Source organism: Saccharothrix xinjiangensis, assembly GCF_039527585.1.
In the GTDB taxonomy this organism is placed as follows: Bacteria; Actinomycetota; Actinomycetes; order Mycobacteriales; family Pseudonocardiaceae; genus Actinosynnema; species Actinosynnema xinjiangensis.
The window spans coordinates 68854-88331 of sequence record NZ_BAAAKE010000002.1 but is presented as its reverse complement, the minus strand read 5'-3'; the positions used below and the strand labels follow the sequence as shown (position 1 = coordinate 88331).

Sequence of the window (19478 nt, the reverse complement as noted above, 5' to 3'; positions counted from 1 at the left end):
CCCGTACAACACTCACCTTTATCACCCAAAAGTAGGATGATCGCTTAGTCTTCGCGCATGTTCGGCATCATCCGCCCCTGCCGGAACCGCCTGGGCCCCGAGCTGCGCGAGTCGTGGCTGGCCCACCTGTGCGGCCTGTGCCTGGCGTTGCGCGACGACCACGGCCACCTGGCGCGCGTGGTCACCAACTACGACGGCCTGGTCATCTCCGCGCTGGTGGAGGCGCAGACCGGGCGTTCACGGCGGTCGGCGGGCCCGTGCGCGCTGCGCGGCATGCAGTCGGCCGACGTCGCCGTGGGCGCGAGCGCGCGCCTGGCCGCGTCGGTGTCCCTGGTGCTGGCCTCCGCGAAGGTCGACGACCACGTGTCCGACGGTGACGGCGCGTTCGCCCACGCGCCGCTGCGTGGCGCGGGCAGGCGGGTGGCGCGCCGCTGGGCGACCCAGGCCGCCGAGACCGGCGCGGACCTCGGGTTCGACACCGCCGTGCTGGTGGACGCCGTGCGGCGGCAGCCCGGGGTGGAGTCGGCGGCCGGCCCCGGGACGTCGCTGCTCGCGGTCACCGAACCGACCGAGACCGCCTCCGGCGAGGCCGCCGCGCAGGCGGCGCTGCTGGCCGGGCGGCCCGGGAACGCGGCGCCGCTGCGCGAGGTCGGGCGGCTGTTCGGGCGGCTGGCACACCTGATCGACGCGGTCGAGGACCTGGCGGACGACCGGGCGTCGGGCGCGTGGAACCCGCTGCTCGCGACCGGCACGACCCCGGCGGAGGCGCGCCGGCTGTGCGACGACGCGGCGCTGGGCATCGAACTCGCCCTGCGCGAGGTCGAGTTCACCGACGACCGCCTGGTGCACGCGCTGCTGGTGCACGAGGTGCGCGAGTCGATCCGCCGGGCGTTCGGCGAACCCCGCGCGCACGACCACCGGCGCGACCCCGTGCCGCCGTTCGGCGCGCCACCCGGGACCTACTCGCCGCCGCCCGGCCACGTGCCGCCGCCCGGTTACGCGCCGCCCGGCGCGACCGGTCCCGGCGGTCCTGCCGGTCCGACCGGTCCCACCGGTCCGACACCGCCCACCGGCGGCGGCCCGGCCGGCTCCGGCAGCGGCCTGTGGTCCTGGCCGAAGCTGCGGACGCCGCCCGCGAGCCGGGGGTTCTTCGCCGGCTGCCTCGCGGTGCTGTACCAGTGCGGCACCTGCCAGTACTGCTGCCGCGACCCCTATCCCGGGCCGTGGAGCGGGAAGCGGCGCGAGGCGTGGTGCAACTGCGACTGCGGTCCCGGCTGCGACTGCAACTGCTGCGACTGCTGACCCCTGCGGTCGGCCCTGCGGCGGTCGGTCCCAGCGGCCGCTGCCTCCTCCCTGCCTCGTTCTTCCCCCTGACCTGCGCCGACGGAAAATGTCAGACCGGGGGCGTACCTTTCTGGGCGTGGCATTCCCTACCGAGATCCCGGTCAAGGCGCACTCGTCGCACCGTCCCGTCGGTGACATCCCCCGCACCGACGGGCAGTTCCGCGTGGTCAGCGACTACCAGCCGGCGGGCGACCAGCCGGCGGCGATCGCGGAGCTCGAACGGCGCGTCCGCGCCGGGGAGAAGGACGTGGTCCTGCTCGGCGCCACCGGCACCGGCAAGTCGGCCACCACGGCGTGGCTGGTGGAGAAGCTCCAGCGGCCCACGCTGGTGATGGCGCCGAACAAGACGCTGGCCGCGCAGCTGGCCAACGAGCTGAAGGAGTTCTTCCCCGACAACGCGGTGGAGTACTTCGTCAGCTACTACGACTACTACCAGCCCGAGGCGTACATCCCGCAGACGGACACGTACATCGAGAAGGACTCGTCGATCAACGAGGACGTCGAACGGCTGCGCCACTCGGCCACGATGAGCCTGTTGACCCGGCGCGACGTGATCGTGGTCGCCTCCGTGTCGTGCATCTACGGCCTGGGCACGCCCCAGTCGTACCTCGACCGCTCGATCAGCCTCCGGGTCGGCGGCGAGATCGAGCGCGACCTGCTGCTGCGCGCCCTGGTCGACGTGCAGTACTCGCGCAACGACATCGCGTTCAACCGGGGCACGTTCCGCGTGCGCGGCGACACGGTCGAGATCATCCCGGCGTACGAGGAGCTGGCCATCCGGGTCGAGTTCTTCGGCGACGAGATCGACAAGCTGTACTACCTGCACCCCCTGACCGGTGACGTGGTCAAGGAGGTCGACGAGCTGCGCATCTTCCCGGCGACCCACTACGTGGCCGGGCCCGAGCGGATGGAGAAGGCCATCCGCAACATCGAGGAGGAGCTGGCGGAGCAGCTCTCCAGGATGGAGCGCCAGGGCAAGCTGCTGGAGGCGCAGCGGCTGCGGATGCGCACCACGTACGACATCGAGATGATGCGCCAGGTCGGCTTCTGCTCCGGCATCGAGAACTACTCGCGCCACATCGACGACCGGCCCGCCGGCACCGCGCCCGCGACCCTCATCGACTACTTCCCGGACGACTTCCTGCTGGTCATCGACGAGTCGCACGTGACCGTGCCGCAGATCGGCGGCATGTACGAGGGTGACGCGTCCCGCAAGCGCAACCTCGTCGAGCACGGCTTCCGCCTGCCCAGCGCGCTGGACAACCGCCCGCTGACCTGGGAGGAGTTCGCCGACCGGATCGGCCAGACCCTCTACCTGTCCGCGACGCCCGGCCCGTACGAGATGGGGCAGGCCGGCGGCGAGTTCGTCGAGCAGGTCATCCGCCCCACCGGCCTGGTCGACCCGGAGGTCGTGGTCAAGCCGACCGAGGGCCAGATCGACGACCTGGTGCACGAGATCCGCATCCGGGCGGAGCGCGACGAGCGGGTGCTGGTCACCACGCTGACCAAGAAGATGGCCGAGGACCTGACCGACTACCTCCTCGAACTCGGCATCCGGGTCCGCTACCTGCACTCGGACATCGACACCCTGCGCCGCGTGGAACTCCTCCGCCAACTGCGCCTCGGCGAGTACGACGTCCTGATCGGCATCAACCTGCTCCGCGAGGGCCTCGACCTGCCCGAGGTGTCCCTGGTCGCCATCCTCGACGCGGACAAGGAGGGCTTCCTCCGCTCGGGCACCAGCCTGATCCAGACGATCGGCCGCGCGGCCCGCAACGTCTCGGGCGAGGTCCACATGTACGCGGACCGGATCACCGACTCGATGCGGCACGCGATCGACGAGACCAACCGCAGGCGGGCCAAGCAGGTCGCCTACAACGAAGAGCGGGGCCTGGACCCCCAGCCGCTGCGCAAGAAGATCACCGACATCCTCGAACAGGTCTACTCCGAAGCCGAGGACGCCCTCGAACCGGGGGGCTCCGGCCGCAACGCCTCGCGCGGCAAGAAGCCCAACGGCGACCCGGGCGCCTCCGGCCGCAGCTCCGGCGTCCTGGCCGACCGCGACCCGTCCACCATGGCCAGGTCCGAACTGGCGGACCTGGTGCAGAGCCTGACCGACCAGATGATGGCGGCGGCGCGAGAGCTGAAGTTCGAGCTGGCGGGCAGGCTGCGCGACGAGATCCAGGACCTGAAGAAGGAACTGCGCGGCATGGACGCGGCGGGGGTGAAGTAGCCCTTGCCCAACCCGATCGAGTGATCATGACGGCCACCATGTACGAAAACGCCGTTACGCTCATCGGTTGAGAAGAACGGAGCCCCGAGACCACCCCGGCACCCCGAAACACCCCGCCGGCACGTCTCAAGCACCGAACGGGACCGGGAGAACCACCTCCACCCGGTCCCGCTCGGTGACCAGGGCCCAGCACGCCTCGGCGAGGTCATCGGGATCAACAACCCCCAGCCTCACCCCACCCCCCACGGCTGCCCCGGCCGCCGCTGCTGCCTCCCCCGCCAGCACCGCGCCCGCCGCGCCTGCCTCTGTCCCTGCCGAGCCTGCCGCTCCCGCGCCTGCTGGCACTGCGCCCGCCGCCCCCGCCGCTGCCGCTGCCGCTGCCGCCCCGGCCCCCGCCGTTGCCGCGCCTTCGGCTGGCCCCTCTGGCCGCGCGCCCTCCGGCAGTTCCAGCGCTTTCGGCAAGGTGAACTCGCCGCTGAGCAGTCGGTGGTACGCGGCGCTGCGGTCGACCATCGCGGCGACGGTGAGCATGCCTGCGTATACCCCTCGGGTGGCCAGTTCGGCGTGCAGGGATTGCACGTAGTTGCGCATGGCGGCCATCGCCGGTCCGATGCCGCTCATGCCCGGGTGCCCGTGTGCGGCCGAGGTGCCCTGGCCCACGAGGATGGCGCCGTCGCCCCGCTCCAGCATTTCCGGCAGCACGGCGCGCACCAGTTCGACCGGTGTGAGGAGGAACAGGTCGAGCAGGCCTCGCAGCGTGTCGGCGTCCAACTCGGCTGCGGGGGTGAAATCCTTGGACGGCGCTGGTGCGTAGTGCAGGACGTCGATGCGGCCGAAGTGCTTCCTGATGGTGGCTACCAGTTCGGGCGCGCGAGTCGGGTCGGACAGGTCGGCGGGGAACGCCTCCGCCTCGATCCCCGTTGCCAGGAGTTCCGCGCGCAAGGCCCTCAGCGGGTCGTGGCGGCGGGCTACCAGGGCCACCCGGTAACCCTCGCGGCCGAATCGCTTGGCGATCGACGTGCCCAGGCCGGCGCCTGCCCCGAACACCGCTATCGTCTTCGACGTCATGGGCGCCCCCTTAACTTGATGTGAGTGTCAACTTCTGTGTCACCGTAGCAAATAAGTTGAGGGTGGCGTCAAGTTTCAGCTGGGAGAATGGGCGCATGATTCCCACCGGTGGCACCCCGCGCCTGCGACGGGACGCGCAGCGCAACATCGAGAGGCTGAAGGCCGCCGCGATCGAGGTGTTCCGCGAACGCGGTTTGTCGACACCGCTGGAGGACATCGCCACGCGTGCCGGGGTCAGCACCGGCACCCTCTACAACCGGTTCGGCAGCCGCGAGGCGTTGATCGACGCCGTCATGCCGGAGCTGGTTTCCGTGCGCCTCACCCACCTGCTCGGCCGGGTTCGCGAGCACACCAACCCGTGGCGGCGGTTCGTTGCCTACGTCGAGGGCGTGGCCGCCCTCCAGGCGGACGAACCGGCGCTCAACGACCTCATCTCCCGCCGGTTCCCGGCCGCCGCCGAGTTGACCCGCATCTGCGACGAGGCCCTCGCCGAGGGCGCCCGCCTGGTCGAGGACGCCAAGCGCCACGGCTCCCTGCGCGCTGATTTCACCATCGGTGACCTGGGTATCGCCCTGTGGTGCAACGGTCAACTCGTCCGTGTCACCAGGACGACCGCGCCGGACGCTTGGCGCCGCAACATCGCCATCTTCCTCGACGGCGCCCGCGCCAAGGCCGCCCACGACCTGCCGGTGGGGCCTGAGGCGCTGTTCGCTGTGCAGGAAGCATTCACCGCCCAACCGCCACGATGAGCGCCACGCCGAGCGCCCGCCGAGCGCCCGCTGAGCGCCCGCTGAGGGAAGGCGAGTGGTGGAAGGCGACTGGGAGAAGGCGGGTGGGGATGCGGGTGAAGGGAAGGCGGGCAGGGGAAAGCGAGTGGGAGGCAGGGTGAGGGAAAGCGAGTGGGGGAGGCGGGGAAAGGGAAGGTCGGCGGTGGATTCCGCGGTCATTCCGCATGAGCCCGTCGAGCGCCAACCCGGGCCCCACGCGCGCTAGCTTGACCAGGTGACACCCGACCGCGTGACACCCGAAGGCGTGGTTCCCGAAGGCGTGGCTCCCGACGCCATGGCGCTCGACGACGTGCCCCCCGACGCCATGGCGCTCGACGAGGTGATCGCCCACTGCCTGGCCAAGCCCGGCGCCGAGGAGACCTACCCCTGGGGCGACGAGGAACTGGTCTGCAAGGTCGGCGGCAAGGCGTTCGCCTTCATCGGGTCCGCCAAGCACACCGTGGGCGTGAAGTGCGGCGCGAACGCCGAGGAGGCCGCCGAGTGGCGGGAGCGCCACCCCGGCCACATCACGACCAGCGCCTACATCGGCCGCTACGGGTGGAACACGGTCGACCTCACGGGCACTGTGCCGGATGATGAAATCCGTGAGCTGCTCGACGCCTCTTACGACGCCGTCGTCGCCAAGTTGCCCAAGGGGAAGCGCCCCTGAGACCCCGGGCTCACTTGCGGGGGCTGCGGGACCACTTGAGCAGTGCTCGGATCGTCATGTCCTGGTTGACGACGTGCAGCACGCGCCGCGCCTGGTAGTTGATCGACGCGGCCCGCCGGGTGTCGCGGTCGCCGCTCTTCAGCGGCACCAGGGCGTAGTACCGGAAGTTGTCCAGCAGGGAGATTTCCCCGATCAGCGCCGCCCTGTCCTCGTCGCGGGCCAGGCGCAGCTCGTCGTCCCTGATCACGTAGATCCGGTTCTCCCGGTCGCCCAGGCAGGCGTAGAGGCAGTTCAGCTCCTGGAGCACCCGCTTCGGCGTGAAGTCGTAGAACCGGTAGTACAACCCGGAGATGGCCTTGCGCTTGGAGTGCAGCTCCGCCGCCGTCGGCAGGGCGTCCAGCCGCAGCCCCGCCAGCGAGCTCACCTCCTCGCACAGCTCCCGGCGCAGGCGCAGGTACACGTCGATCACCTTGGCCGCGACCAGGTTCGCCTGGCGGCGGCGCTCCACCAGCAGGCTGGACAGGAAACCCAGCCCCGCGCCCAGGACGAGGGTCAGCACGGGCACCAGCACGGCCGTCGTCAACGCCCGCCCCGGTCCGCGAGCCGGGCCAGGTCCTTGATCGTGCGGGCCTCGAACAGCGTCTCCGGCGTGACCTCGACCCCGTGCGCCTCGCGCAGCCGCGCGGCGATCTCGACCATGCACAGCGAGTCGGCGCCCAGCTCCAGCAGCGGCACCTCGTCCAGCGACCGGTCCGGCTCCACCGCCAGCACCTCGGCCACGTCGGCCCTGATCGCCGACAAGCGCGCCTCGACGTCCATCGACACCCCCCTCCGCACAGACTAAGGGGGCGCCGGGTGAGAACCCGACGCCCCCGTGAAGGTCCGGACCTCAGCTGGTGATGTCCTTGCGCGCGAACTTCCGCGCCGCCAGCAGCGTGAAGAACGCGCCGAACGCCAGCGCCGAGAACGTGCCCCGCGCCAGCTGCGACCAGTCCACGTCCGTCGACAGCAGGTCCACCCACGCCAGCGCGTAATGCGTCGGCAGGTAGTCCCGCAGGTCCTCCAGCGCCGTGATCTGGTCGAGGATCTGCGACAGGATCGACACCAGCACCGCCCCGCCGACCGCGCCCAGCGGCGCGTCCGTGGACACCGACAGGTACAGCGCCAGCCCGGCCAGCCAGAACAGGTGGATCGAGATGTACACGACCGCCAGCGCCAGGCCGTAGACCCCGGTCCCGAACGACGCGGCCTCGCCCGTGGGCGACACCGTCTCGCCGGCCCCGTACCAGAGCACGCCGACGCCCAGCGCCACCGCGGGCAGCAGCACCATCGCGAGCACCGACAGCAGCCCGGACGCCAGCGCCTTCTGCCGCAGCAGCCGGTGCCGGGGCACGGGGGCCGCCAGCAGGTACTTCAACGACGACCACGACGCCTCGGACGCGATCGTGTCGCCGAAGAACAGCGCCACGATCATCGGCAGCAGGAAGCTGCCCGACACGAACAGCGTCAGGATCACGAAGTTCACGCCGCTGGCCGTGGCCAGGTCGACGAAGCCGCCCGACCGCCGGTTCGGCTGCGACTGCCCGATCTCGAACGCCACCACCAGGATGAACGGCAGCAGCACCAGGAAGCCCAGCACCATCTGCGTCCGCCTGCGCCGCAGCTGCCGCGCCAGCTCGACCCGGATGCGCAGCGTCCGGCCGGCCCGGTAGCCGGCCCTGGAGCCGTCCGGCGCGACCTCCGCCCGCTCGGTCGCCGCCGCGGCGGTCAGGTCCGCGATGGCGTCCGGGTCGGTGTGCACCCCGTTGGCACGCACTCCATTGGTACTCATTCGCCCACCAACTCCAGGAACGCGTCTTCCAGCCGGCGGCGCGGGCCGGCCTGGTCCACTGCCACGCCCGCCGCCACGAGGGCTTCCAGCGCCGAGGCCCGCGGCGTGCCGTTGAGGCTCGCGTGGACCTGCTCGCCGTCCACGTGCACCTCGTGCACGCCGAACAGGCCGCGCAGCACGGAGGCCGCCTCCTCGGGCCGGTCGACCCGGAAGCTCGCCTCGCCGCTGCCCGTCGCGATCTCCTCGACCGGACCGGCCGCGACCAGCGTCCCCTTGTGCATCACCACGACGTGCGTGCACGTCTGCTCGACCTCGGCGAGCAGGTGGGAGGACACCAGCACCGTGCGCCCCGCCGCCGCGTAGCGGCGCAGCACCTCGCGCATCTGGTGGATCTGGGGCGGGTCGAGCCCGTTGGTCGGCTCGTCGAGCACCAGCAGGTCCGGCAGGCCGAGCATGGCCTGCGCGATCGCCAGCCGCTGCCTCATGCCCTGGCTGTAGGTCCGCACGCGCCGGTGCACGGCGTTGCCGAGGCCCGCGATCTCCAGCGCCTCCTCGACGTGCGCCTGCTCCGCCGGCCGGCCGGTGGCCGCCCAGTACAGCTCCAGGTTGGCCGCGCCGGACAGGTGCGGCAGGAAGCCGGAGCCCTCGACGAACGACCCGATCCGGGACAGCACCGGCGCGCCGGGGTGCACCTTGTGCCCGAACACCCGGATGCCGCCCCCGCTGGGCCGGATCAGGCCCATCAACATGCGCAGCGTGGTCGTCTTGCCCGCGCCGTTCGGGCCGAGCAGGCCCAGCACCTGGCCGTGCTCCACGCGGAACGACAGGTCGCGCACCGCGACCAGCCCGCCCGGGTAGGACTTGGTCAGGTCCTCGATCACCAGCGGCACGTCCGCCAGCTCCGGGTCGACGTCCGCGGCCAGCCGCCGCCGGAACCACGCCACCACGGCCGCGATCCCGCTCGCGATCAGCACGATCCCGATGCCCCACAGCGCGCCGGTCGGCACGTCGCTGGTCGCGTTCACGCCCGGCACCACCGGCACCGACAGCGCGGGCGAGGCCAGCGACACCCGGTACGCGGCCGGCTGGGAGGCGTTGGCGTAGGCCTGGTCGGTGGTGGACACCACGAGCTGGAACCGGTGGTCGCTCTCCACCGGCCGCACCGCGCCGGGCAGCGTCACGGTCACCTCGACCGGCGTGCCGTCGGCGGGCAGGTTCGACACCCGCACCGGCGCGACCGCGGAGCCGGGCAGCACCCGGACCCCGTTGGCGTCGGCGTCGTAGAGCTTCGCGAACAGCACCGCGCCCTCCGGCGGCACCGGCTGGCCGGGCACCGCGGCGACGCGCAGCCGCACCGTCGACGAGCCGGTGAGCAGCGTCTGCCCGGTCTGCGGCTCGCTCTGGAACACCGCGGTCTGGCCGGGCAGGTCGAGCGAGAGCCGCGAGGACAGCGAGCTGGACCGCGACAGCACCGACCCGAGGCCGGGCAGGCTGGACACGGCGGCCGGGTTGCCGCCCGCCGGGTTCACCACGAGCTGCTCGCGCCCGGTCAGCGGCACGTCCACCCGCCGCACCGGCTCGGAGCCGGCCACGCCGGGGTAGGCGGGCGCGACGACGTTGCGCAGCGACGGCGAGCCGCTGCTGCGGAACGCGCCGACCACGGTGTACTCGAAGTCGGTGCCGGGGTCCTCGCCCTCGCCGCTGAGGTGGAACGCCAGCCAGTCGGCGATCTGCCCGCGCAGCTCCGGGCCCGGCGAGCCGCCGTCGTGGCCGCCCGCGTACCAGACGACCTTGACCTTCGCGCCGTTGGCGGCGATCTGGCGGGCGTTGGCGTCGGCCTGGTCGAGGCCGAACAGGGTGTCCTGCTCGCCCTGCACGATCAGCGTCGGCTGGGTGATCTTGTCGGTGACGGCGGACGGCGACGCCCGGCGCAGCACCTCCAGGGTCTGCGGGCCGGCCCGGCCGGTGGTCGCGACCTCGGTGTAGGCGGCGCACACGTCGGCCTGGAAGCGGCCGCACGCGCCGGTGACCGGGCCGGTCGGCCGGACGTCGTCCGGCGCGGTGGCGGGCGGCTGTGGCGCGGCGGCCGCCGCGCCGCCCAGGCCCTGGTCGTCGTCGTCCTCCTGGCCGGGCTCGCTCGCCTCCTGGCCGGGGTTGGTGGCGTCGGCGCCGGACAGGCCAGCGGAGAAGAAGATGCCGGCCCACGACCGCTTGAACACGCCGTTGGCGGCGAACGCGCCGGACGCCGGGGTCGAGGCGTCCACGCCGTCGGCGCGCCCCGAGTTCGGCAGCAGCGCCTGGGCCAGGTCGTTGTAGGTGATGACGGGCGCGATGGTGTCCACGCGCGGGTCCACGCCCGCGAGTGACAGCGCGAGCGCGCCGCCGTACGAGCCGCCGGTCACGCCGACCCGGGGGTCGCCGCCGCCGTCGCGCTCGACCTCCTCCCGGCTGGCCAGCCAGTCGAGCAGCTCCCGCGCGTCGGCGACCTCGTGGTCCAGCGAGTTCAGCGCGATCTGCCCGGTGCTGCGGCCGAAGCCGCGCGCCGACCAGGCGAGCACGACGAACCCCCGCTGGGCCAGCTCGGTGGCCTGCGCGGTGACGCTCGCCTTGCTGCCGCCGAAGCCGTGGGGGAGCAGCACGGCGGGCGCCGGCGTGCGCTCGGGGAGGTACAGGGTGGTGTCGATCTGCACGGTGCGGTCGCTGCCGGGGCTTTCCGGCACGTCGATCACCGCGTCGCGGGTGCTCACCGGGGGCGGTTCGTCTCCCTGGCGCGTCCAGACCACGGTGGCGCCGACCAGGGCTACCACGATGACCAGCGCGGGGAGCGACCACCTGCCGCGGAGGCGGTTGAGGGGGGCCACGCAGTTGACCTTAGGTGTGATTGGCTGAGAACGGGCTGTGAGCACCGCGCCGGGCTCTCAGCGAACGCCGGGCGGCAAAACGGACCGATCTGGCTCGTGACACGACGCAATCCGGTGCCGCTGATCACCCCGGGTAGCGCGAAGCAGCGGTCATGGGTGAGACTATCCGCAGGTGGAGGGGAGTACTCCCTACACGGTGGTGTCGTCAGCACGGAGCCCGGCGCGGGGTTCCCGGTGCCACCGGTCGGCGTTCGCTTTCAGCCGGCGGAGGAGACCTCCGGTCATTGGCGTGCGCGCTATGCACCGGAGGGTTGTTTCGATGTCTGTTCCCGTGTGGCTGTGGCTCGCCACGATCGCCGGTCTGCTGGTCCTGCTGGCGATCGACCTGTTCATCGTCGACCGCAAACCGCACGAGGTCACGATCGGCGAGGCCGGTCGGTGGGTGTCCTTCTACATCGGTGTCGCGGTCCTGTTCGGCCTGGGCGTCTGGTACTTCGCGGGCGGCACCCCGGCGGGCGAGTACTTCGCCGGGTACATCACCGAGTACTCGCTCAGCGTGGACAACCTGTTCATCTTCCTGATCATCATGAGCACCTTCAAGGTGCCGGCGATCCACCAGCACAAGGTGCTGCTGATCGGCATCCTCATGGCGCTGGTCATGCGCGGCATCTTCATCGCCGTCGGCGCGGCCGTGATCGCGCAGTTCAGCTGGGTGTTCTACCTGTTCGGCGCGTTCCTGATCTACACCGGGTACAAGCTGGCGTTCACCAACCACGACGACGACGGCGAGGAGTACAAGGAGAACATCGCCACCCGGGTCGTCCGCAAGATCTACCCGGTGACCGACGGCTACCAGGGCGGCAAGTCGTTCATCAAGATCGACGGCAAGCGGTTCGTCACGCCGATGTTCATCGTCATCGTCGCCATCGGCACCACCGACCTGCTGTTCGCCCTCGACTCGATCCCGGCGATCTTCGGCCTGACCAAGGAGCCGTTCCTGGTCTTCACCGCCAACGCGTTCGCCCTGATGGGCCTTCGGCAGCTGTACTTCCTGCTCGGCGGCCTGCTGAACAAGCTCATCTACCTGTCCATCGGGCTGTCGGTCATCCTGGGCTTCATCGGCGTGAAGCTGATCCTGGAGGCGCTGCACACCAACTCGCTGCCGTTCCTCAACAACGGCGAGCCGCTGCACGTGCCGACCGTCGGCATCGAGGTGTCGCTCTCGGTCATCATCGGCGTGCTGCTCATCACCACGGTCGCGAGCCTGGTCAAGGTCAAGCGGCACCCCGAGGCGGCCAAGCACGTCGGGGCGAGCTCCGATCCCGGGAAGTGACGTTCTGTGAGCGTCAAAAACTTGTAAGCCTTGCTAAAGATCCTTCGGGTAACGTGCCGGGACGTGCGCCCCGATGACTTGCAGCAGCTGAACCTGCCCGGCTCCGTGACGGTCCGCGGCGACCTGGTCCTGGTGAACGTCGCCACACCGGACGTCGCCGCGAACGCCTACCGGGGCGGGCTGCACCGCGTGCCGCTGGACGGCGGCGGGCCCCGGCGTTGGACGTGGGCGGAACGCGACCTGGCCCCCCGGATCTCCCCGGACGGGCGCTGGGTCGCGTTCCTGCGCGTCGAGGAGCGCGGGGCGACGCCCCAGCTGCACGTCATGCCCGCGGACGGCGGCGAGGCGCGCAAGCTCACCGACCTGCGGCTGGGCGCGGGCGCGCCGTCGTGGGCGCCGGACTCCCGGCGGATCGCGTTCACCTCGCGGGTGCCCGAGGCCGGCCGCTACGGCGAGCCGCTGGAGGGCGAGGACGCGGCGCCGAAGCCGGACGCCGAGGCGCCGCGCCACATCACCCGGCTCGACTACCGGTTCGACGACCTCGGCTTCACCGGCGACCGCCGCCCGCGGCTGTTCACCGTCGACGCGCTCGACGTCGACGCCGCGCCGGTGGAGCTGACCGACGGCTCGTTCGGCGTGGCCGAGCCGACCTGGACCGCGGACGGCGAGCGGCTGGTCTTCGTGGCCGAGCGCGACCTCGGCGCGGTCGAGACCCTCAACACCGACCTGTACTCGGTGCCCGCGGCGGGCGGCGAGCCGGAGCTGCTGGTCCGGTCCGCCGGCCAGGCGCACTGCCCGGTCGCCCTGCCCGGCGGCGGCGTGCTGTTCTACGGCGCCGAGGCCGACGGCGTGCACGCCGTCGCGCGCAACCAGGGACTGTGGCGGTTCGACGGCGGCGAGCCGGTGCGCATGACCGACACCGAGACCGTCGACTGCGAGAAGGGCTCGGGCCCGGCCGTGGTCACCGCCGCCGGCGTGCTCGTGGCGGTGCGCAACCGGGGCGCGGTCGAGCTGCGCCGGGTGCCCGCGGACGCCGTCGGCGCGACGCTGGACCAGCTGGAGCCGCTGGCCGGCGAGCGCGGCGAGGTCAAGTCCTTCGACGCCGACGGCGACACCGTCGTCGCGGTGGTGAGCACCCCGGACAACCCCGGCGAGGTCGTGCTGGTCGGCGGCGGCCCGCTGACCGACTTCGGCTCCGCCGTGCCGCTGCGCCCGGCGGTCGAGCTGACCGGCGGCGCCCCCGACGGCTACCCGGTGCACGGCTGGCTGGTGCTGCCCGAGGGCGAGGGGCCGCACCCGGTGCTGCTGGCCGTGCACGGCGGCCCGTTCATGTACCACGGCTGGGGCTTCTTCGACGAGGCCCAGGTGTACGCCGCGGCCGGGTACGCGGTCGTGCTGCCCAACCCGCGCGGCTCCGCCGGGTACGGGCAGGCGCACGGCCAGGCGGTCGTCGGCGCCTTCGGCACGGTCGACGTGGCCGACGTCCTCGCGGTGCTCGACCTGGCCCTGGAGCGGCCGGAACTCGACGCCGACCGCGTCGGCGTCATGGGCGGCTCCTACGGCGGCTTCATGACCACCTGGCTGTCCGCGCACCACGGCGAGCGGTTCCGCGCGGCGTGGAGCGAGCGCGCCGTCAACGCGTGGGACTCGTTCTCCGGCTCCTCGGACATCGGCTGGTACTTCACCGAGGCGTACTGCGGTCCGGACCCCGAGGCGCACCGCGCCATGAGCCCCCTGACCTATGCCGAGAAGATCACCGTGCCGTTCATGGTGGCGCACTCCGAGCACGACTGGCGCTGCCCGCTGGAGCAGGCCCAGCGGCTGTTCGTCGCGCTGCGCCGCAACGGCGTCGAGGCCGAGATGCTGATCTTCCCCGGCGAGGGGCACGAGCTGACCAGGTCGGGCAAGCCGCGCCACCGGGTGCAGCGCTTCGAGCACGTGCTCGCCTGGTGGGGGCGCCACTTGGGCTGAAACAGCCCGAAAAACCGGGTCGACACCTCCCGCGGGCGGCACACTGGGCCTCCCGCGGAGGGAGTCGGACATGGCCGTCCCGTCGAAGTGGCCCGCAGGCACCTACCTGGACACGCTCGCGCCGGCCGGTCGCGCCGAGCTGCTCGGCCTCGGCGCGCCGAAGACCTTCCGGCGCGGCGAGGTGATGATGCGCGAGGGCGACGGGTCGGACCACGTCGTCCTGCTGCTCCAGGCGCTGGTGAAGGTGACGCAGGCCCTGGACAACGGCCGCGTCGCGCTGCTCAACATCAAGGTCGGCGGCGACGTGGTCGGCGAGATGGCGTTCCTGAGCGGCGAGCCGCGCTCGGCGACGGTGACCGCGTGCCTGGACACGCGGGCGCGGGTCGTCCCGGCGGCGCAGTTCCAGCGCTACCTCGGGGAGTTCCCCGACGCCAACCTCGCCCTCACCCGGATGATCATGAACACGCTGCGCTGGAACCAGCAGCGCCGGGTCGACTTCAACGGCTACCCGGCCTCGGTGCGGCTGGCCCGCGTGCTGGACCACCTCGTCGAGGCCTACGGCAGGCCCGGACCCGGCGGCGTCAGCCTCCGGCTCGGCCTGACGCAGGGCGAGCTGGGGTCGCTGGTCGGCGTCGAGGAGGACACCGCGCGCCGCGAGCTGCGCGCCCTGCGGGACCGGGGCGTGATCAGCATGGGCTACCGGGCGATCACCGTGGTGGACCGGGCCGTGCTGCGCGGGATGGCTTCCTGATCCGACAGGCGACAGGAAACCCGGCCATCGCCCTGTTTCCACCGGCCCGCCGGGGCGATGCTCGAAGGGTGAAGCTGGACACGATGCCCCCGCTCGACGGCCTGGTCTACCGACTCGTGGTCGCCGTGGACGTGGAGGGGTACAGCAAGCTCGACGCCCTGGACCAGTCCCTGGTGCAGTCGAGGCTGGGCGAGGTGCTGGACCTGGCCGCCCACGACGCGGGACTGGACCGCTCCCACTGGTACCGGCAGGTGCGCGGCGACGGCGAGCTGGCCGTGCTGCCCGGGGACGCCGACATCGCGTGGGTGATCGCCCACTTCACGGAGCGGCTGGCCGCCAACCTCGCCGACCTGCGCCGCGCGGGCACCCCGCTGCGGATGCGGGTGGCCATGCACTGCGGCACGCTGACCGCGGGGAAGTTCGGCCTGGTCGGCGACGCGCCCATCGTCACCTGCCGGCTGCTGGACGCCAAGGTCGCCCGCCAGGAACTGGCGACCACCCGCTCCGACCTGGTGCTGGTCGTCTCGGAACGGCTGTTCGACGACGTGGTCCGCACCCGCTTCCACGACCTCGACCCGTCCCGGTTCCGCGCCACCCGGTTCCGGGTGAAGGGGGTGTCGTACGCGGGCTACCTCTGCCCCGGCCCGCCGAGACGCGGTTGACCCGAAACCTGGCGAACGGCGCGGTGCTTGCGGCAGGCTCTGGCGGATGCAGTGGACCGTGCGGGCCGCCCGGCCGGACGACGCGCCGGAGATCGCCCGGATCAACGTCGAGGCCTGGCGGCACTCCTACCGGGGCATCGTCGCCGACCCGGTGCTGGACCGGATGGTGCCGGAGAGCAGGCTGCCGGCGTGGGCGCGGGTGCTGCGGTTGCCCGAACCCAGCCGGGTGTTCGTCGCGATCGAGCCCGGCACCGGGCGGATCGGCGCCTACTGCGCGGTCGACGAGGTCCGCGCGACCACCGACGCGCACCCCGACCTGCACACCGGGCAGCTGGTGGCGATCTACGCCGACCCCCGCTACCACGGCACGGGCGCGGGCCACCTGGTGCACGAGGCGGGCCTGCGGCACCTGCTCGACCAGGGGTTCCGGTACGCGGTCCTGTGGGTGTTCCAGGACCACGCCCGCAGCCGGGCGTTCTGCGAGGCGCACGGCTGGCGGCACGACGGTTCGGTGCACCGCGGCGAGCAGCGGCTGCCCGAGGTCCGCTACGGCCGGTTCCTGCCCGCGCCGCGCCGGAACCGGCAGGCCAGTCGGGCTTAGGGCGGGTGCTCGGGGACGGGGTTCGGTCCTGGGGGCTGGTCCTGGGGGCTGGTCCTGGGGGTCAGCCGAGCAGCGTGTAGTTCAGCTCTTCGCACACCCGCGCCAGGGGCAGGTCCAGCCCGGGGTGCTCCAGCGGCAGCAGCACGTCCGGCGAGTCGGGCAGCCCGGTGCCGCCCGGCGGGTCCCACAGGCACACCGCGGGCGCGCCGGAGTCCATCGACGACCGGTACCACAGGCCGTCCAGCTCGGGGTGGGCCGCCCGGATCGCCCTGGCCCACTGCTGCGTCAGGTGCTTGGGCCCGGAGCTGATCTCCTGCGACGCGCCGACCCGCGTCGGCCACAGGCCGGCCAGGTCGAGCAGCCGCAGGGTGCGGCGGGGGCGCAGGACCACCATGAACGGGCTGCGCGTGTTCCGGTCCACCACGGAGGTCGCCTGGAACACCTCGGCGACGGAGGTGCGCACCGACAGGCCGAAGTACATCACGCCCTGGTCGTGCGCGTGCGCGAGCGAGCCGTCCGGCGACGGGGGCTGGGTGTCGAAGCGGGCGTGGGGCAGCGGGCCGGTGTAGCGGAAGCTGTTCCAGCGCTGCGGGTGCAGGCCCTTGGCGGCGAAGACGCGCACCAGGCGGGTGGCGCGGTGCACAGCCACCACGTCCTCGGTGCGGCGCAGGCTCGCCTGGAGCACAGCCGGGGAGGGCGGCTGGGGGAGCCGTGACATCTGCGTCCAGTGTTCTCGGGGGCGTGGGGTCGGCGGGCGGGTCGGCGCGTGGGCCGGGTCGGGCGGGCCGGGTGGGCGGGTGCGGGTGTCGGGCGGGGTTGGCCGGCGGGTGTGCGGGTGGGGGGGAGGATGCGGGTTGGCTGGTGCGCGGTTGGTCGGCGTGCGGTCGGGTCGGGTCGGTCGGCGTGCGGTTGGGTGGCGCCGGTCAGGCGGGCGTGCCCAGTTGCGCGGCCATCGCCGCCACCCGGCGCGGGTCACCGCCCGCCAGCAGCCACTCCCGCGGCGTGGTGGGCGAGCCGTCCACCAGCAGGTCCTCCTGCTCGGTCGTCATGAACCCGGCCACCACCAGCGCGGGCTGGTCGGCCGGCACCGCGGCCAGCACGACCTCCAGGCCGGGCAGCACGCCCGCGCCCGCGAACTGCCACGCGGGCAGCCGCCAGCTGCCGCGGTCCTTCCACCCGACCAGTCTGCCCACGCCGAGCCGGTGGCGCACGCGGCTGGTGTCCACGCCCAGCTGCCCGGCGGCCTCGGCGACGGTCAGCGCCGAGTCGCGCAGCACGGCGTGCGCCACCACGGTCCGCGCTCGCGCCTGGTCGTCGGCGACGCGGTGGGAGCCGAGGTCGAGCCCCACGTCCCGCAGCGCGTCGCGCTGGTCGGGGGGGAAGTAGCTCGTCGGGTCGGGGTGCGGTGGGGCCAGCCGCTTGGCGGCATCGGCGACGAGTGTCAGGAACTCGTCGGGGGTGACCTGGAGGCCTGCCTTCGCCAAGACCGATGCCAGAGCAGTACTCATGCGCACAGGGTATCCCGAGCGTGCGCTTTTGTGCGGGGAGATAACTCGAATGTCCGAAGATCGGAACTCTGTGCGCACAACACACGACACTACGTAAGCAAAGGTGCTCGGGCACGGTGATCTGGCCCTCACCCGACCGCTGAACGTGGGCAGGGCGGACAACTGCCGGTGGGGTGGGGAGGAGTCGGGGGAGCCCGCTCGGCCGCCGCCGGCGCGGCCCGCTCGGCCACTGTCAGGGCCACTTCTTCGGCCGCCGCCGGGGCTCCGCCCGCCCATCCGCCGCCGGGGCTCCACCCGCTCGGCCGCCGCTGCTCAGCCGTCGCCCGGGGCCGCTGCCCGGGGCCGCTGTCCGGGGCCGCCGCTCCCCGCCGGGTCGCGCCGGCGCCGGTCAGGAGCCGCCCGTGATCAGGGCGACCGCGCGGTCCCTGGTGGCCTCGTCCACCTCGCCCAGCCGGAACCCGCGCGAGACGATGTGCTCGACCAGGTCCGGCTCCGGCGGCAGCCCGTGCTTGCGCAGGTAGTGCGGCACCGCGCCGGCCCAGATCCAGGCGCCGTCGGTGCGGAAGTTCAGCGGCACGTCCTGCTCCCCCGGCACGAACTCGTCCTCGTCGAAGTTCCGCGCCGCCAGCACCACGGGCGCGCCCTCCAGGTACGCCAGCAGCGCCTCGCCCAGCTGCTGGTCGATCACCTGCCGGTTGACCACCGGGCGGCCCGCCTCGTCGCGCCCGTCGTAGACGTGCGCGGTGCGCAGCCCGCCCTCGGGCGCGGGCTTCGGCAGCGGCGGCAGGCCGACCCGCTGCCGCAGCCAGTCCGGGATCCGGTCGTCCTGCCGGGGGAACGTGCGCAGCTCGTCCTGGAAGCCGATCACCGGCGGCGCGTTGCGCCAGCGCGGCTCCTCGTCGGCGTTGAAGTCCACCGAGAACGCCGCCGGCGCCTCGATCTCGTACACCGCGCTCAGCCACGTGCCCCGGTCCGACTGGTGCATCCCGGCGCGCAGCCGGCCGAACAGCTGCACCACGTCCATCGGCGGTCGCACCGGTCGCCACTGGCCGTCCGGTCCCGCGAACGCCAGGTCCACCTCGATGTGCCGCCCGGCCGCCCGGTACTCCGCCCGCACCCGCTGCCAGCCCTGCGGCAGCGCGGGGAGCATGGCGCGGCCGATGTGCTTGATGAGCCGGTTCTGCTCCTCTTCGGACAGCGGTGTGGCCGGCTGACCTGGCTGGCTCATGCGACGAACACCCTCTCGGCTCCCCCCGGACGCGGAGCCCTGATCCTAACGGCCGGGGCCCGGCCCGGGGGTCGAGTCGGCGGAGGCGCCGACCGGCCCCGCCCGGGTCCGGCGGAGGCGCCGGGCGCGGGCGGGGCCCGGCACAGGACCGGGCCGGGCGCGGGGCCGGGTGCCGCCTAGTTCACGCCGAGCAGGTCCACCACGAAGATCAGCGTCTCGCCCGGCTTGATCACGCCGCCCGCGCCGCGGTCGCCGTAACCCAGGTGAGCCGGGATGACGAGCTTGCGCCGGCCGCCGACCTTCATGCCCTCCACGCCGCGGTCCCAGCCCTGGATGACGCGGCCACCGCCCAGCGGGAACGTGAACGCCTCGCCGCGGTCCCAGGAGGCGTCGAACTGCTCACCGGTCGAGTGCGCCACGCCGACGTAGTGGACGTGCACGAGCTGGCCGGCCGTCGCCTCGGGCCCGTCGCCGACCTCGATGTCCTCGACCACCAGGTCGGCGGGCGCCGGGCCCTCGTACGGCTCCACCACGGGCTTGCTCGGGGCCATTGTCGCTCTCCCTGTGCTCTGCGAGCCGCCACCGGTCGGGGGCGGTCGGCGACTACTCAATCACGTTGCCGCGAGGCGGGCAGACCGGCCCGCCGGCCA

18 protein-coding genes are annotated in these 19478 nt (G+C 72.8%); 9 read left to right on the top strand and 9 right to left on the bottom strand.

What is annotated here, in order from left to right:
• Positions 1 to 57 precede the first annotated feature (57 nt).
• Together ABD223_RS05690 and uvrB are read left to right on the top strand one after the other, a co-directional pair.
• Positions 58 to 1302 (top strand): DUF5685 family protein, encoded by a 1245-nt coding sequence (locus ABD223_RS05690; RefSeq protein ID WP_344034820.1) that lies wholly within the window; start codon positions 58 to 60, stop codon positions 1300 to 1302.
• A gap of 118 nt (positions 1303 to 1420) precedes the next feature.
• Positions 1421 to 3577, top strand: a complete 2157-nt coding sequence (gene uvrB, locus ABD223_RS05685; protein ID WP_380645635.1) for an excinuclease ABC subunit UvrB — start codon at positions 1421 to 1423, stop codon at positions 3575 to 3577.
• 126 nt (positions 3578 to 3703) lie between these two features.
• Here uvrB and ABD223_RS05680 read toward each other — a convergent pair whose 3' ends face one another.
• A complete protein-coding gene (locus tag ABD223_RS05680) occupies positions 3704 to 4645 on the bottom strand; it encodes an SDR family NAD(P)-dependent oxidoreductase (RefSeq protein ID WP_344034817.1) in 942 nt (313 codons plus the stop codon).
• Between the two features lie 95 nt (positions 4646 to 4740).
• On the opposite strand from ABD223_RS05680, the gene ABD223_RS05675 reads away from it, so the two are divergent.
• On the top strand, positions 4741 to 5394 hold the full coding sequence (locus ABD223_RS05675) for a TetR/AcrR family transcriptional regulator (RefSeq protein WP_344034816.1): 654 nt from the start codon (positions 4741 to 4743) through the stop codon (positions 5392 to 5394).
• Between the two features lie 298 nt (positions 5395 to 5692).
• Positions 5693 to 6082 (top strand): MmcQ/YjbR family DNA-binding protein, encoded by a 390-nt coding sequence (locus ABD223_RS05670; RefSeq protein WP_344034815.1) that lies wholly within the window; start codon positions 5693 to 5695, stop codon positions 6080 to 6082.
• A 10-nt stretch (positions 6083 to 6092) separates the two neighbouring features.
• Here the strand turns inward: ABD223_RS05670 and ABD223_RS05665 are convergent, their stop codons facing one another.
• The 4 genes from ABD223_RS05665 to ABD223_RS05650 form a co-directional block, all read right to left on the bottom strand.
• Positions 6093 to 6665, bottom strand: coding sequence for a hypothetical protein (locus ABD223_RS05665; RefSeq protein ID WP_344034814.1), 573 nt, complete (start codon positions 6663 to 6665; stop codon positions 6093 to 6095).
• Complete coding sequence (locus tag ABD223_RS05660) at positions 6662 to 6901, bottom strand: acyl carrier protein (RefSeq protein WP_344034813.1); 240 nt, start codon at positions 6899 to 6901, stop codon at positions 6662 to 6664. The genes ABD223_RS05665 and ABD223_RS05660 overlap by 4 nt, the downstream gene beginning before the upstream one ends.
• Positions 6902 to 6971: 70 nt before the next feature.
• Entirely contained in the window at positions 6972 to 7913 is a 942-nt protein-coding gene (locus tag ABD223_RS05655; RefSeq protein ID WP_344034812.1) for an ABC transporter permease, read from the bottom strand.
• A complete protein-coding gene (locus ABD223_RS05650; RefSeq protein ID WP_344034811.1) occupies positions 7910 to 10774 on the bottom strand; it encodes an alpha/beta fold hydrolase in 2865 nt (954 codons plus the stop codon). Before ABD223_RS05650 ends, ABD223_RS05655 begins: the two co-directional genes overlap by 4 nt.
• A gap of 319 nt (positions 10775 to 11093) precedes the next feature.
• On the opposite strand from ABD223_RS05650, the gene ABD223_RS05645 reads away from it, so the two are divergent.
• From ABD223_RS05645 to ABD223_RS05625, 5 genes are all read left to right on the top strand, one after another.
• Complete coding sequence (locus ABD223_RS05645) at positions 11094 to 12107, top strand: TerC family protein (protein WP_344034810.1); 1014 nt, start codon at positions 11094 to 11096, stop codon at positions 12105 to 12107.
• A gap of 63 nt (positions 12108 to 12170) precedes the next feature.
• Complete coding sequence (locus tag ABD223_RS05640; protein WP_344034809.1) at positions 12171 to 14078, top strand: S9 family peptidase; 1908 nt, start codon at positions 12171 to 12173, stop codon at positions 14076 to 14078.
• Positions 14079 to 14148: 70 nt separating this feature from the next.
• Entirely contained in the window at positions 14149 to 14829 is a 681-nt protein-coding gene (locus ABD223_RS05635) for a Crp/Fnr family transcriptional regulator (protein WP_344034808.1), read from the top strand.
• A gap of 68 nt (positions 14830 to 14897) precedes the next feature.
• Entirely contained in the window at positions 14898 to 15491 is a 594-nt protein-coding gene (locus ABD223_RS05630; RefSeq protein WP_344034807.1) for a hypothetical protein, read from the top strand.
• Positions 15492 to 15537: 46 nt separating this feature from the next.
• Positions 15538 to 16092: a GNAT family N-acetyltransferase gene (locus ABD223_RS05625; protein WP_344034806.1), complete on the top strand. Its 555-nt coding sequence runs from the start codon at positions 15538 to 15540 to the stop codon at positions 16090 to 16092.
• A gap of 61 nt (positions 16093 to 16153) precedes the next feature.
• Here the strand turns inward: ABD223_RS05625 and ABD223_RS05620 are convergent, their stop codons facing one another.
• From ABD223_RS05620 to ABD223_RS05605, 4 genes are all read right to left on the bottom strand, one after another.
• Positions 16154 to 16810, bottom strand: coding sequence for an RES family NAD+ phosphorylase (locus ABD223_RS05620; RefSeq protein WP_344034805.1), 657 nt, complete (start codon positions 16808 to 16810; stop codon positions 16154 to 16156).
• Positions 16811 to 17015: 205 nt separating this feature from the next.
• The gene (locus ABD223_RS05615; RefSeq protein WP_344034804.1) at positions 17016 to 17600 is read right to left on the bottom strand and encodes a DNA-binding protein; all 585 of its coding nucleotides are present in this window, start codon (positions 17598 to 17600) and stop codon (positions 17016 to 17018) included.
• Between the two features lie 388 nt (positions 17601 to 17988).
• The gene (locus tag ABD223_RS05610; protein WP_344034803.1) at positions 17989 to 18828 is read right to left on the bottom strand and encodes a hypothetical protein; all 840 of its coding nucleotides are present in this window, start codon (positions 18826 to 18828) and stop codon (positions 17989 to 17991) included.
• A 176-nt stretch (positions 18829 to 19004) separates the two neighbouring features.
• The gene (locus ABD223_RS05605) at positions 19005 to 19379 is read right to left on the bottom strand and encodes an FKBP-type peptidyl-prolyl cis-trans isomerase (protein ID WP_344034802.1); all 375 of its coding nucleotides are present in this window, start codon (positions 19377 to 19379) and stop codon (positions 19005 to 19007) included.
• Positions 19380 to 19478 lie beyond the last annotated feature (99 nt).